The sequence below is a fragment of the Ralstonia sp. AU12-08 genome, assembly GCF_000442475.1.
Classification (GTDB): Bacteria; Pseudomonadota; Gammaproteobacteria; order Burkholderiales; family Burkholderiaceae; genus Ralstonia; species Ralstonia insidiosa.
This window is the reverse complement of record NZ_ASZV01000064.1, coordinates 36,692-49,122: the sequence shown is the minus strand read 5'-3', so window position 1 is coordinate 49,122 and position 12,431 is coordinate 36,692. Positions and strand designations below refer to the sequence as shown.

17 protein-coding genes and 1 riboswitch are annotated in these 12,431 nt (G+C 61.7%); of the genes, 2 read left to right on the top strand and 15 right to left on the bottom strand.

All coding sequences use genetic code 11. The features are described from left to right. Positions 1–17: 17 nt before the first annotated feature. The gene (locus tag C404_RS58495) at positions 18–224 is read right to left on the bottom strand and encodes a hypothetical protein (RefSeq protein ID WP_012435727.1); all 207 of its coding nucleotides are present in this window, start codon (positions 222–224) and stop codon (positions 18–20) included. Positions 225–460: 236 nt separating this feature from the next. Next, positions 461–1,909 carry a carbohydrate porin gene (locus C404_RS58490; protein WP_012435726.1) on the bottom strand — a complete coding sequence of 483 codons (1,449 nt, stop codon included), beginning with the start codon at positions 1,907–1,909 and terminating at the stop codon, positions 461–463. Between the two features lie 660 nt (positions 1,910–2,569). After that, positions 2,570–2,680: riboswitch (yybP-ykoY riboswitch) on the top strand. A gap of 98 nt (positions 2,681–2,778) precedes the next feature. Between C404_RS58490 and C404_RS58485 the strand changes: the two genes are divergently transcribed. Next, positions 2,779–3,789, top strand: a complete 1,011-nt coding sequence (locus C404_RS58485; protein ID WP_012435725.1) for a sodium:calcium antiporter — start codon at positions 2,779–2,781, stop codon at positions 3,787–3,789. 331 nt (positions 3,790–4,120) lie between these two features. After that, on the top strand, positions 4,121–4,327 hold the full coding sequence (locus C404_RS58480; RefSeq protein ID WP_004636210.1) for a hypothetical protein: 207 nt from the start codon (positions 4,121–4,123) through the stop codon (positions 4,325–4,327). Positions 4,328–4,431: 104 nt separating this feature from the next. On the opposite strand, the gene C404_RS58475 is transcribed toward C404_RS58480, so the two are convergent. From C404_RS58475 to C404_RS58420, 13 genes are all read right to left on the bottom strand, one after another. Next, positions 4,432–4,779, bottom strand: coding sequence for a hypothetical protein (locus C404_RS58475; RefSeq protein WP_004636212.1), 348 nt, complete (start codon positions 4,777–4,779; stop codon positions 4,432–4,434). 25 nt (positions 4,780–4,804) lie between these two features. Further along, the gene (locus C404_RS58470) at positions 4,805–5,041 is read right to left on the bottom strand and encodes a hypothetical protein (protein WP_021197843.1); all 237 of its coding nucleotides are present in this window, start codon (positions 5,039–5,041) and stop codon (positions 4,805–4,807) included. A gap of 53 nt (positions 5,042–5,094) precedes the next feature. Then, positions 5,095–5,304: a DUF3717 domain-containing protein gene (locus C404_RS58465; protein ID WP_004636217.1), complete on the bottom strand. Its 210-nt coding sequence runs from the start codon at positions 5,302–5,304 to the stop codon at positions 5,095–5,097. Between the two features lie 2 nt (positions 5,305–5,306). Next, complete coding sequence (locus C404_RS58460) at positions 5,307–5,879, bottom strand: phospholipase D family nuclease (protein WP_004636218.1); 573 nt, start codon at positions 5,877–5,879, stop codon at positions 5,307–5,309. Next, the gene (locus tag C404_RS0130670; RefSeq protein ID WP_004636221.1) at positions 5,876–6,070 is read right to left on the bottom strand and encodes a hypothetical protein; all 195 of its coding nucleotides are present in this window, start codon (positions 6,068–6,070) and stop codon (positions 5,876–5,878) included. The genes C404_RS58460 and C404_RS0130670 overlap by 4 nt, the downstream gene beginning before the upstream one ends. A gap of 52 nt (positions 6,071–6,122) precedes the next feature. Further along, positions 6,123–6,371, bottom strand: coding sequence for a DUF2274 domain-containing protein (locus C404_RS58455; RefSeq protein ID WP_004636222.1), 249 nt, complete (start codon positions 6,369–6,371; stop codon positions 6,123–6,125). After that, on the bottom strand, positions 6,368–7,621 hold the full coding sequence (locus tag C404_RS58450) for a conjugal transfer protein TraB (protein ID WP_004636223.1): 1,254 nt from the start codon (positions 7,619–7,621) through the stop codon (positions 6,368–6,370). Before C404_RS58450 ends, C404_RS58455 begins: the two co-directional genes overlap by 4 nt. Positions 7,622–7,627: 6 nt before the next feature. Next, positions 7,628–8,038 (bottom strand): TrbG/VirB9 family P-type conjugative transfer protein, encoded by a 411-nt coding sequence (locus C404_RS58445; protein WP_004636226.1) that lies wholly within the window; start codon positions 8,036–8,038, stop codon positions 7,628–7,630. Beyond that, positions 8,035–9,252: a TrbI/VirB10 family protein gene (locus C404_RS58440; RefSeq protein ID WP_235180707.1), complete on the bottom strand. Its 1,218-nt coding sequence runs from the start codon at positions 9,250–9,252 to the stop codon at positions 8,035–8,037. The genes C404_RS58445 and C404_RS58440 overlap by 4 nt, the downstream gene beginning before the upstream one ends. A 125-nt stretch (positions 9,253–9,377) precedes the next feature. Continuing rightward, positions 9,378–10,331 carry a TrbG/VirB9 family P-type conjugative transfer protein gene (locus C404_RS58435; protein WP_004636230.1) on the bottom strand — a complete coding sequence of 318 codons (954 nt, stop codon included), beginning with the start codon at positions 10,329–10,331 and terminating at the stop codon, positions 9,378–9,380. Beyond that, positions 10,328–11,056 carry a VirB8/TrbF family protein gene (locus C404_RS58430; protein ID WP_004636231.1) on the bottom strand — a complete coding sequence of 243 codons (729 nt, stop codon included), beginning with the start codon at positions 11,054–11,056 and terminating at the stop codon, positions 10,328–10,330. Before C404_RS58430 ends, C404_RS58435 begins: the two co-directional genes overlap by 4 nt. Beyond that, positions 11,056–12,072 (bottom strand): type IV secretion system protein, encoded by a 1,017-nt coding sequence (locus tag C404_RS58425; RefSeq protein WP_004636233.1) that lies wholly within the window; start codon positions 12,070–12,072, stop codon positions 11,056–11,058. The genes C404_RS58430 and C404_RS58425 overlap by 1 nt, the downstream gene beginning before the upstream one ends. A gap of 4 nt (positions 12,073–12,076) precedes the next feature. Further along, a complete protein-coding gene (locus C404_RS58420) occupies positions 12,077–12,409 on the bottom strand; it encodes a hypothetical protein (RefSeq protein WP_004636235.1) in 333 nt (110 codons plus the stop codon). Positions 12,410–12,431: the final 22 nt, after the last annotated feature.

Below are 12,431 nucleotides of genomic sequence, written 5' to 3'. Positions count from 1 at the left end.
ATTGGATGACCCACCGGTTACCAATAGGTGCGCGACAGCCGGACGGCAGCGGCAGCGTAGCCGTGGTTGGAGAGCGGCTGCCCACCGTCGTCAGCACGCCGGTTGGAGGTGGCGGGCACGGCGTTGGCACGCTCGGGCGCACCGGCCCGGGCCTGCACGAACGGCGAGCTGAACGGCAGCGCGATTGCCGAGAAACGACGGGCGGGGATGTTGAATTTGCGCATAGGTACTCCTCGCCACATGCGCACGACGGGTGCATGGCATGCGGCAATCGCCGCACAGGGGTCGTCTTACCCTGGCGGCAGATTCAAACAATCAAGGAGCGATGCAGACACCGCTGCCTTGCCTGGGCGGCAAGTCAGCAGCAGGGAAAACCGTGCGGCGGACTGGCCTAGTGGGAAACTGATGTGGTTGTCGGATAAGGTCGACTCGGACTGTCCATATGGGTCCTCCGTAGGCGTTAGAACTCCGCGTGGGCACGAATGCCAAAGAACTTGGCAGGCCCGCGGTCCCGGTTGTAACCGGGGTTCTGGATCAACTGAAAATCGGGGCTGAGCGTGATGCCCTTGACCGGTTGAAAGCTGTAGAACACTTCGAGTATGCGCTCGTGGCCATAGTTCAGTGCGCCGTCACCCAGGAAGGCGCCGCTGCCGCCCGCCGCCAGATAGGCACGATGATCCGGGCCCAGCATGTTGAGCGAAAAGGCCGCCCCCAACACATCATTCGGCCGCCCCCAGGACGTGCCCTTGAGCAGACCGCCGAACGACACGTTGCGGCCCACCTCGGTAAAAGCATAGGTCTCGGTCTTGTCATCCGACCAGTTCAGGCGGGTGAACAGGCCCAGGTTTTCGCCCACTTTCTGCTCGAACGACAGGCCGACGCCCACCTTGGCGTGCTCGCGCCGCACCTGGCTCAGGTCTGGCGCGGCACCGGTGGCCTGCCCGAGCGCAATCGCATCATCAAAGCGGCCCATGCGCGCGAAGTTGCGCCAGCCCAGCAAGCGCACCTTGCCCTCCTGGCCGAACAGCGTGTAGCGCTTTTCAAGCTCCAGCATGTCGCCGTAGTGCTTCAGAAAACGCGTGTCGAGCGGCAAGCCGTTGGACTCAAGCGGTTGCAGGAATCGGCCCGCGCGGACGGCCCAGCCCAGCTCGCTGTCGATGTACTCCAGCGCAACGCCCCAGCTGTAGCCGCGCGCATCGGCCGCATAGTCGAACGACGGGTGCGTCATGAACGACCAGTTCAGGAACTGCGTGCGCGGGTCGTGCGCGTACTCCACGGCATCAAAGACATCGAGCACCGGCAGATTGCCCGCGGTCAGCACCACGCGACGCTTGTCGACCACGTCAGCGAACTGGTTGAAGTCGGCGTCGACCTTTTCTGTGTCACCGCCCAGGCCCCAGGTCTGACGCATGAAAACGCGGGCGCGGTACAGCGTCGGGTCAGTGCCCGTGACCTTGGCCAACTCGCCGTTGGTGGGGCCACCCAGGCCATGCAGATCGGAGAACGCCTTGCCCATCACCACTTCCGGGTTGAAGTGGAATTCCGCGCCCTTCCACAGCCGCATGCCCAGGTCCAGCGTCGTGCTGAAGGAATAACTCGTGGCGCGGCCCGCCGTCAGGCTGTTGTCGCCGCTGTACGGCGACTTGAAGGCGGGCTTGGCTTGCCAGACCCACGTCGATTGGCCATGGAAGCCGAAGCGGTCGCCCAACTCACCACCGGCAGGCAGCGCATCTGCAGCCGGAGCAGAAGCCGGAGCTTCTTGCGCTTGGGCAGCATGCGTGAAAGCAGAGAACAAAGCCATCGCAGCCAGCAAGGCCGGACGACGGAGGGGACGCAGAGCAGCAGCGCGCACCAGAACGAGCGGACGCACTGCAACCCAAGCGTACTGCAGCATCGAGAAAAACAGCATGAGACCTCCCTCGTCTGCTTCTATGACAGACGTAGGCATGGGCCGACCACGAGCCTCCCAGGAACCACGCACGCAAACGCGTACGCGGCCACATGGCCGTGTCGATAAAACGATCGAATGATGGGAGAGGCTTGTGCGGAGAACCCGCTCAAGATCCACTACCCGCCGTGCAATGCGGCTAGGCAGTGGTGAAGCGCAGCGATGCGCCCAAACTGTCTAGCCGTTCAACGTGCGACCCAAGGTCGACTAGAACAACTGTCCATGGAGATCACTCCGAGTTCTGACGGGGCGAAGGGTAACAAAGTCATACGTAAGCCTGCAAGCAGTTTTTCCGTTGGCTTTGAGCAACGCGTCGCAGCCGTCAAACAACGTGGAATGCCGGCCATGGAACGGGAGAACGCTGAACGCCAAGAGGGAAGAGAATCAAGTGGCGAATAGGAGCGCCTACAAAAAAGGGAATGCGGCGGAATTGGGCAAGTGTCTGCGCACCTCAAATTTCGGCGGGCCCTCTGGACAGACTACATAGGTAGCTGAGCTAAGCCGGACCTGACGGATCGATTCAAGCCGACTATCTCGCACACGGGATCTATCGCAGCGAGTGAGCGACATTGAGGCGTCTTTGTACTTTTGCGTGCCAGGGGGGATGCTGATACACTCCGGCCCGTTGTCATTGGGGAGTAGCCATTCCGGGCGCAATGCTCGGAAGTCCACGTCAACAAACTTGAGACCTTGCCGTCTCATGGTGTGGACAGCCTCTGCTGCAAGCAGAGCCGCTAGGCGAGACCTTTGGCCGCGACGTGCACACCCAGGCCGGGCGACGCGCGTCGTTGCGCCATTGGTTTATCTCGTTCGCCTGGCTACCTCATTTCATGCTCCTCACAATCGGTCTTTTCCTGATATCGGCAGGCGCCATCTATTTGGCCTGCGAGTACTTCGTCAACGGCATTGAATGGTGCGGCAAGCGACTGAATCTCGGCGCCACAGCCGTCGGCTCGGTGTTGGCCGCCTTTGGCACAGCACTGCCTGAAAGTGCCGTCACGTTCGTTGCCGTGGTCTTCGGTTCGACGCCTGAGCAGAAAGATCTCGGCGTCGGTGCTGCGATGGGCGGCCCGCTTGTTCTGGCCACACTCGCATATGCGGTAGTTGGTTTGGCGTTGATGATGAATCGACGCGAGCTTGGCCGTCCCACCGCGGAAGTCAAAGTCGACCATGCACGCATGAGCCGGGACCAGGCCGCTTTCCTGGGCGCCTTTGTTGTCAAGGTTGCCCTGGGGCTTGTTGCCTTTGCATACAAGCCTTGGCTGGGCATTCTTTTCCTGGTCGCCTATGCGATCTATGTCTGGCGCGAGATCAAGGACAGTGACACGGCACCTGAAGAAGAGGAACTGGAGCCCCTCTCGATTCGCCCGAAGTTGGCGGAACCTCCACTGGGGTGGGCCGTGCTGCAAGTGCTGCTCGCGCTGGTCGTGATTGGCGGCGCTTCACACGTCTTTGTGGCACAGCTTGAAGCGATTGGCACAGCGCTGCACTGGCCAGCACACCTTGTCGCGCTATTGCTCAGCCCCGTTGCGACGGAGTTGCCCGAGACGATGAACGCTCTGATTTGGGTCCGCCGGGGCAAGGAACGCCTCGCCCTGGCAAACATCTCGGGGGCCATGATGATTCAGGCCACCATCCCGAGTGCACTGGGGATCTTCTACACTCCATGGCGATTTGACGGGCCGCTGCTTGCGTCCGGCATCATTACTGCGGTCGCCATCTTGTTCTTGTGGATGATGTTCCGGCGCGGAGTCGTGCATGGGCGAACCCTGGTAGCAGTCAGCTCTTTGTACGCGCTTTTTGCGTTTGTTCTCGCGATCGGGTTTCCAGTGACCCGCTAACAGGACGCCTTGCATGGGTTCATACTGCCGACACTCAGCCGGGCATCTGAGGCGGTCGGCGATGGACATCCGGTGGCAAGACGACAATGCTTGACTCTCGCACCGCACTGGTTGCATGGCTGGGCAGGCTGGCGCCCCGGGGACGGGACACTCGCGCGCGCCTCTTTCATGCTCCAGCCTACTTCGCTATTTTTTCTAACTTACTTCGCTATTCTCGCCAGTCAGGTCGGCGCTTTTTCTAATTTTCTTCGCTATGCCGACAGACGTTTCGCCATTCGCGGCGCGTCGATCGACGCTCCCGGATGGCTCCACTCAACTTTGGAGATCCATCATGATTCACACGTTTGGTTTGTTGGCCCAGCAGTACTGCAACATTGAACTTCCGTTGCAAGTGCTCAAATCCAATGCCGGCTTCTACATTGGTACGGCTGACGATGCGGGTCCGTGCTCACGCGAGTCGGTGGAATATTTCACCACGCAAGCGAAGGCACAACAGGCACTCGATGACGGTGCTTGGACGCAAAAAGAAACGCCGTGAGACACACGGGAATCGGCTCCTATAGCCAACGCAGCACCAAAGCGAGAGGGTTCACCCCTCTCGCTTTTTTCTTGCCGCCGGCGCGCCGGCGCAAGCCTGCGTGGTCACTTCTTCTTGATGAGCGAGCGCAACGCCGCGATGCGGGCCCGGGCGGTGTCTGCGCTGGTCAGCGCAAGGTCGCTCGGGATCGCGATGCCGAGTGCTTTGGCCACGTTGGACACGTAGGGCCGGCGTTGGCCAGCGAGCTGCGCGACGGCGGCCTCGATGGCAGCGTCGCCGACCTGTTCGCGCAACCAGGCGAGGGATCGCCGGTCACGATCGTTGGCGACGATGACGCCAGACGCATCAACGCCGGCCTGCAGGCCGGCGTTGATGGGGGACGTGTCAGCTGCTGCCGCCACTCGCCCGCCTGCTGGCGGACGCCCTGAAACATCGTCGTCAATTGTTTCCATGGGAAACCCGAAATTTCACCAGCGCTTACGGCAGGAACACCATACCTGGATTGTCGGTAAGCGGAATATCGGAATCGGCCACGACCCGCACCTCTCGGCCGAAGATTTCCGCAAATGCCGTCTGAAGCGAGTACCGCGTGCAGTCGAGATCCCCGTGCGCATTCATGTGCGGACCATCCTTCAACGTGATCTCGGCCAGCACTTCATCTGTAGCGTCTTTTGCTTTGATAAAGATTTTTGTGGTGTTGCCGGTTGTCATCATCCGTCTCCTTTGCCGGCCAGGCCGGCTCATTCTTGAGTCGCTGCCGTTGAGAATCACTGCGTGCCCAGCGCAGCGGTCAGCGCTTCCACCTGGCCAACGGTGAGATCCGCCAGCGCGACGTGCGCGCGGCCGTCATAGATCATCAACCCGTAGACGCTGGCGAGGGCCCGGGCCTGCGCATTCAAGGCGAACTCGGCGCCAGGCTGTGCAGCGCGCCAGTAATTAATAGCCTGTTCGATCTGAGCGATGGTGAATGTCGTCATGGCTACTGCCCCTTGCTCTGGTACGGCGTCGATTGTGCGTGCAGCTGCAGGAAGGCCTGCGCATAGAGCTGCGCGAGCTGAGGGTTGCCGCGGAAGACGTTCCAGTTTTCGGAATTCTTCTCGTCGCCAGCGCGCGTGAAATTCATGCTGCCCAGGCCCACGATGTTGTCGTCGATAACGACGGTCTTCTGGTGCATGCGAGGATGCGTCCAGTCGATCCGCACGGGCACGCCGGCGTGCGCCAGGTAGGTTGCCACGCTGTAGGACGAACGAACGTTCTCCTGGTCAAGCACCACGCGCACGTCGACATGCCGGCGCGGATCTGCAGCTTGCGCAAGCGCGCGGGCGATGCGTGGGTGCGTGAACTCGTAGCCGGCAAGCCACACGCGCGTGTGGGCCGCCTCGATGGACCGCGCGATCGCGTCGGCGGCACCGCCGGCCGGCGAGAAATAGACGGTGACGGTGCCGGTGTTCTGCAGCGAGACGCCTTCTGCATAGCTGCCGATCGGAGACAGTGCAACAGTGCTGGCCAGCACCAGGCCGGGCACAAACAAGGGCAGGCGGCGCGGCGTCATTTCATGGCTCCGGCGTTGAGTGGATGGAGCAGCGCGCTCACGTCCGCCTGGCAGTTCATAAGCACCTTGACACCCTTGTGGATGGCCAGCGCGCAGAATTCCGGTTCTGGAATCTGCGCCGTTTGTGCCGCCTCTCGCATTCGCCTGTAGTCATCAGGATGCATTTCAAGCGTGACCGTGATCCGCTGCATGTTGTGGCCTGTCCATTCGGTATCAGTCGTCTGGTGCGTCACATCAGGAAACCTAGATTTCGAGCTTGATGCCGCGCGTTTCGGCCCATGCGGCAAACGCCTTGTCGCGGCGCAGGTGCTGACGCAGGATGTATTCGCCGATGTCGTCCATGGATAGTTCGGCTTCGTTCATCTCCCGATAGGCATCCTGGTAATGCAGCAGCGCGGCATGCAAGCCCGCTGGAATAGTCAACTTGAGCGTGGCGTGCTGCGGAACCGGCTTGGCGACGGGCAGCATGAGGCGAGCTTTCTTTTCAGTCATGGTTTTGCGTTGAGGGTGGGTGAGTTGGGCACGTTGACGGCGCGCAGAAGCGGAACGCCGGCAATGCGTGCAATAGAAGAAATGCTTTGACGCTGGATCTCGCCAACGGCCAGGCCGTCGTCAAACCAGTTGTTGGCCAGGCCGAGCAGCACATCCGGGCGAACCAGGAACAGGCGCCAGTGCGGCCAGAACAGGAAGTCTTCGTAGCAGATGGAAAACGCCGCACGGTGACCATCGATGGTGAGGAAGTCTTGGCTAAGGTCACCTAGAACGGCGCTCAGGGGCGCCATGGGCCGCCACAGGCCTGCCGGCACCGGCTGGCGGCTGTCGAATCGGCCATCGCCAGCGCCGAGCACGATGGCGCTGTCTGCGTAGCGGCGGGGTGATTCCGAAACGCGCAGGTCAACACCCATGACGAGTGTTTTCCTTGAGTCCTTGAGTTGAGTAAGTGAGCTATCCCACCAGAACTGCGTAGAGTCGCGCCACAGACCGGTCATTTCTTCCGGCAAGACGACGACGCGCGCGCCGGCGTCGAACGCCTTGCGTGCGGCGAGCTGCAACGCTTCGGAGCGCGCATAGAGGGCTGCATAGCTGGCCTGGTCGAGCTGGCCCATTGCCGTATTGACCGCGACCCAGCCCGCCGGCGGCCGTGGAAGCGCCTCGGAAGAGGCCACAGGAGCAACCAGGAGCACCAACGCAGCGCCGAGCGCGGCGGGCCGACGCATAGGGAACAGCCACAAGGGATAGCACGCCAGCCCGGCTAAAACGAGAACGGCATACACCAGGCTGTAGATGCCGGCACCCGGAAGCAAGACGCTGGCGACATGCAACGGCGAGACCCAGCCGACGATGCCGATGGGTGGCACGGTCGATACCAGCAGCGCCAACGCCGCGCGCCACCAGAGGCCGCGTTGACGCGATGCCGGCTCCGGCTTGAGCACCATCCATGGCATTGCAAGCACGCAGGCCTGGGCGATCCAGAACGCGACGCCGACGGCGAGTGCCGGCGTCGCACCCAGTTCGCCGTGGACCGAGAAAAACCGGGCGCATACGACCGGGATGTCACGAGCGGCCACCAGGTAGTAGCCGGCCCACATCGTGCCCGCTGCAACTCGGCCCGGGCTTGCCGCCCAGAGCACCGGCAGCGCAAGCAGCACGATCACCCAGTTGCCGGGATACCAGGCGGCGAACGCGATGCCAGCGCCGGTCGCGGCGTAGGCGAGAGCTGAGAGCAACGTTTTGGCCTGCATGCTGGCTTACTGGTCTTGTGACGCCGCTGCGCCCGTGGTCTTGACCGGCGCGGCAGCGCCGCGCAACACCACCTGTGGCACACCATCCACGTACCACCTCGTTGCCCGAGCTTCCTGGTTGCCCGCGCGGAAGATCAGCACATTGGCCTGATAGCTGATGACGATGTATGGATAGCTGCGGCGCCAGCTGAGAAGTGCGGTGCCGTTGGGCGTCTCAGTGAGGATGGCGGGCACGTGCGCCGGATCATCGAATTGGACGTAGATGTACTGGCCATCGTCGAAGACTTGGAACGGTTTCACCATGTCGGCGCCGCTGGTGGTCCAGCCGAAGTTGTACGCATTCGGAGCCGCGAATGCGCTGGCGGGCAGAGCGGCGGCGAGCATCAGCGCGCAAATGAAGCGAACGAAGGATTTCATTGGTAGCACTCTCCAGCAACGGTGTTAGGTGGAATTCGGATCGGCGCTTTCGTGATGAAAACGAGCTTTTGGCCAGGATCGAGCCGCAATGTCGGCTGGATGTTGGAGTTGCGCTGCAGGATGGTCTGCGTGGTCTGCGAGACCGCCTGGCCGGCAGCAGAGGTCAAGCCGGTGGCACCGCCGCCGCCATTGATGTTGAGCGTGGTGCCGGTTGGCTGGCTTTGATTGCGGCCGATGTATTGGGCGATGCCAGCGATCAGGAACGTGGAGCCAAAAATCTTGAAGAAGTGATTGTTGACGTCGGCCGACACGCCGGCTTCACCGTTCGGATCGGCTCCGTTCAACCCATCGAGCACCATCGATGCGCCGTTACGGAAGATCATGAGCGCGGCGCCCATCTGCATACGCTCCTGCCCGATCGCTACATCGCTATTGCTCGCCCCGACGATCCGAGTGCCTTTTGCGATCAATCGGCATGAGCCACTGATGCTGTCGTAGATGTCCCGGTCGACGGTCGCGCTGTACTGCCCGGGCATGTCGCTGTTGACGCCTTGGTTGAGCACAACCGGGATGGGCGTGCCCGGCATAACCATGAATGGCGATTCGGCGGCTTGCGGGGTCAACGTTGCACTCTGGCCTTGGTTCGTCTGCTGTCCTTGCCACGCGACGTGACGCGCGTTCGTTGCGGAACCGGGCGTGTTCTGGCTCTGGCTGTTGGCCGCCGCAAGCGCGGCAAGCTGCGCTTGAATGGCAGGTGTCCCAGCTTCACCAGGCGCGGTACGTTTGTCGGCGTGTTGACGCTGCAGCGCCGCGATGTAATCGGAGATCGGATTGGTGCCGGCACTGGCTGCCGCGCCTTGCTCGCGATCGCCATAGGACACTACCGCCATCGCGTCATTTTCCTGGGAGGCTCGCTGCAGGGCCAGTCGCTGCTCCGGGGTCAGCCCTTCCTGGAAACCAGGCGCTCCCCCAGGAAGGCCGGCCGGCGAAGACGCGCCGCCTACCATGCCGTTCGGCACCGGGCCGGATGGCGGCGTCTTCGGCGCCGCCGGCGCCACGGGTGCCGGATGCTCGGTCTGGGCTCGCGTGAATTGATTCTCCAGCTTCTGAGCAAGCGCATCTCCCGAAGCCGGCTGTTCCTTCGCCAATTGTTCGAGCTGCTCGCGCCGTGCCCGTTGGTCAGCTGTTTCACGCGGGTGCGTGAAATAGCGCACGAACACGATCGACAGAATCGTGGCACCGAAGAAAATGGAGATCGTCTTGGCCAGCCCCCGCCGCACGCGAACGCGCGGGGCAGGCTCATTGGTCATGGGGGCCGCATTGCGGTCAGGCGTGGCCATCAAGCGCCCCCATCGATGTTCTTCACAGGCTTAGTATCGCAGCTGAAGAAACCACAGCCTGACCCCTTGCCATTGAAGATCCGCACCTCGTCCTTGCCTCGCTTGAGCAGCGCGCCGTACGTGACAACCTCCTGGATCTGGTACATGTCGTTGCCGAGCGGAATCACGCGCGCCATTTCACCCTGGCCATCCTTGTCCAGGATGAACACGGCCGACAGCTTGGCGTCGTGCGGCAGTTGGTAATACGTCATGCGGCCATCGTCGAACACCATCACCGGCTTGAACTCGGCGTTGCCCTCGATGCGGTAGTTCGTGTTCATGCGCGTCGCGTCGATGCGCGGGCTCCCCGTTTTCGAGCCTCCCGCTTCTGGGCGACCTGGTACACCAGGCGTAGCCGCCATCTCGAAACCGAATGCCGTCGGGCTCGCGCCGACACCATCGGCCAACGTGTCTGTGTATTGCCAACTCACACGTTGATATGCCGGGCCGTCGTCACCCGAGCACAGTTGAAGCTCGTAGCGTCGTTTCGACGTGATGATCGTCGCGGCCGCGCGCTGTCCAGCTGCAGCCGGCACGATGAAGAGGTCGCGCTTGGTGACCGATGGCATCGTTGGCCAGAGCTTCTTGTTTCGGTCGCCGAGCGTGAACGACACCAACGTCTCGTCGTCACCCAGCACCAGGTGCGTCTGCTGATTGGGCCGCATCGGAATCGGATATGTGTAATCCGCGTCGTAGGCGTAGGTCGCAAGCGTCGGGTCTTGCTGCTCAGCAAAGGGGCCGAAAGCAGAAGACTTGGCGCAGGGCGACGCCGCGCGAGCTGCCGGCGCAACCTTCGACATGCGGCCGAACTCGCCCTGGGGGCGAGGAGCGGCTGCAGGGACATCGGCATAGACCGATGCGGCATGCGTTGCCATCGCAGCAATGATGAGAATGGCGCGAGGTAGCGTCTTCATTTCGTCGATCCTGGGGTAATGCCGGTGTACGGAGTAATGGACAGGCCCGTGATGCGCATGCCGATCGGGTTGTCCTTCCTGTCTTCCGGCTTGAGTTGTTGCGGCGCGGTGAGGAAGTTGATGGTGAGCAGCTTCTGCTTGGGCGTCTGGCGAACGCCGGCAATGCTCTCGGTCAGAGTGACGATCATGTAGGCGATGTTGCCGTCGGCCGAGAACGATATGGAGTTGTCTTCGAACTGACGGGTCAGCCCGGGCGTGTTGACGACGCGCTGGGCCACCGGATCGGTTTCAGTGATGTAGGTGTCGAGCTCCTTGGTTGCGGCACCGGAGGTCCACGTGCGTGCAAGCGGGATCTGTCGCTTCAGGGTGTCTTGCGCATCCAGGTTGATCGTGAATACGCGGGTAGCCCACTTGCGCAGGAAATAGGCGTTGTTGTCGGCGGTCGGGGTGAACGCCTCGGCGTATTTCTCGCTGTAGTAGACGGCACCGCTTTGCTTGTCGCGTTCGACGAAATAGGGCTTCGGGCCAGAGTTATCGCTAATTCGGACGATCGCGACGGTCTGCCCGATGGAGATAGCCGCGAACACAATGGCGACTTTCGTTGCCAGGTGCTTGTCGAGAATTGGTTTCTGAAACGCAGCAAACCATCCACGGACGCCCTGGCCAGTTCCGGGCGGCGGAGTAATTTGCATTTCAGGGGTGGATCTGGAGGAGGAAAATTTCATCAGGATGCTCCGTTACCTTGTGCCATCTTCGAAATAGCGCCTTTGCCAAAGCCCTTGAGCGAAGCTCCGCCGCCGCCGGCGTACGTGCTGGCGATTGCCGGGACCTGCCACATCAAGAACGCGCCGATCGAGGCGACGAGGGCGAGGGCGATCAGGGCCAGATAGGCCGTGTTGTAGTAGATCTCGCTGCCGACGCCGTTGGTCGCGGCGACCTTCTGCAGCAAGGCATTGAAGCCAGGCACAACGCCCTTCATGACGAGGCCCATCATGATCCAGGCGATGACCTTGTAGAGGCCTGCGCCAATGACGGCTCTCAACCAGTTCTCGAAGAGAAATTCCGTTGGCGGGAAGACGAACCAGGGCACAAGAATGGGACCAAGGCAAAAGGCGATGTGAAGCAGGATCGAGCCCATTTGCACGACCACAACGAAGATCAGCACGCAGAGCACCATGGCGATCAGAGCGATGGCCTTTGCGAGAAGCGTGAGCAGCACAACTGGCAACGTTTTGAAGGCTGTCCAGAAACTGGTGTTGTCCAATGCGTTGTCGTTGACGTCATGACAATCCTGGTGGCTGGTGCCAGTAGGAATGCCGCCGTCCAGCGTGTAATCCGGGACATCGGTACAGACTGTGTGCGATTGGGTGCGCGTGCCGGACATGACCGTCTGGATGGCGCCGACCAGGGTGTTGGCGAGCGTATTCGAGTCGGCACTGCCACCGGCGACGCGATCGGCCATGGTTTGCATGTTGCTCACGAAGTAGCTGTGCACCGTGCCTGACCAGGTGGTGAGGATCAGGAGGAGTACCGCGACCTTGACGACGTGGCGCAACATCATCGAGAAGTAGTTCGGAAAATCACCATCGAGCAGCCACAGCAAGGTGTGCCAGGTCGCGACGATCAATCCAAGCGCCGCAAGCAAGTCGATGCCGTCAGAAACAAAGAGGTTTTCGAGAGATGAGCCCGCACTTTGTACGGCGGCGAACAGTTGGTTGATTGTGCTGAGGATGTCATCCATAGCGTTAATCCAGGACTCCGGTTGCGTACAGGGTTCCCATCACCAGCGCGGCCGGCACGGCGACGATGGCGGCGGCCAGGAGCTGAGGCGATTCCGCTTGCACAACGAGAATGGCGTAGACCATCGACAGGCGCGCTGAGCGGCGCACACGCGCGTCCTTGACGCGGTGGCGAGGCTGCAGCGCGCCACGTTGAAACAGATTGGAGAAACGCAACGGTGGCGTCCGCTCCTGGGCGGTCGCGTGCTGCGCTGCCAGGTACGCGCGCACGACGCGGATCACGCACCGCAATTCGGCACGTGATCGACAGAGTTGGAGGATGAGCCACCGTATCAGCATGGTGAAGTCGTGTTCTTTATGA

Coding starts and splice junctions, on each gene's coding strand:
- C404_RS58495 (WP_012435727.1), bottom strand. CDS start 224: ATGCGCAAATTCAACATCCCCGCCCGTCGTTTCTCGGCAATCGCGCTG.
- C404_RS58490 (WP_012435726.1), bottom strand. CDS start 1,909: ATGCTGTTTTTCTCGATGCTGCAGTACGCTTGGGTTGCAGTGCGTCCG.
- C404_RS58485 (WP_012435725.1), top strand. CDS start 2,779: ATGCTCCTCACAATCGGTCTTTTCCTGATATCGGCAGGCGCCATCTAT.
- C404_RS58480 (WP_004636210.1), top strand. CDS start 4,121: ATGATTCACACGTTTGGTTTGTTGGCCCAGCAGTACTGCAACATTGAA.
- C404_RS58475 (WP_004636212.1), bottom strand. CDS start 4,779: ATGGAAACAATTGACGACGATGTTTCAGGGCGTCCGCCAGCAGGCGGG.
- C404_RS58470 (WP_021197843.1), bottom strand. CDS start 5,041: ATGATGACAACCGGCAACACCACAAAAATCTTTATCAAAGCAAAAGAC.
- C404_RS58465 (WP_004636217.1), bottom strand. CDS start 5,304: ATGACGACATTCACCATCGCTCAGATCGAACAGGCTATTAATTACTGG.
- C404_RS58460 (WP_004636218.1), bottom strand. CDS start 5,879: ATGACGCCGCGCCGCCTGCCCTTGTTTGTGCCCGGCCTGGTGCTGGCC.
- C404_RS0130670 (WP_004636221.1), bottom strand. CDS start 6,070: ATGCAGCGGATCACGGTCACGCTTGAAATGCATCCTGATGACTACAGG.
- C404_RS58455 (WP_004636222.1), bottom strand. CDS start 6,371: ATGACTGAAAAGAAAGCTCGCCTCATGCTGCCCGTCGCCAAGCCGGTT.
- C404_RS58450 (WP_004636223.1), bottom strand. CDS start 7,621: ATGCAGGCCAAAACGTTGCTCTCAGCTCTCGCCTACGCCGCGACCGGC.
- C404_RS58445 (WP_004636226.1), bottom strand. CDS start 8,038: ATGAAATCCTTCGTTCGCTTCATTTGCGCGCTGATGCTCGCCGCCGCT.
- C404_RS58435 (WP_004636230.1), bottom strand. CDS start 10,331: ATGAAGACGCTACCTCGCGCCATTCTCATCATTGCTGCGATGGCAACG.
- C404_RS58430 (WP_004636231.1), bottom strand. CDS start 11,056: ATGAAATTTTCCTCCTCCAGATCCACCCCTGAAATGCAAATTACTCCG.
- C404_RS58425 (WP_004636233.1), bottom strand. CDS start 12,072: ATGGATGACATCCTCAGCACAATCAACCAACTGTTCGCCGCCGTACAA.
- C404_RS58420 (WP_004636235.1), bottom strand. CDS start 12,409: ATGCTGATACGGTGGCTCATCCTCCAACTCTGTCGATCACGTGCCGAA.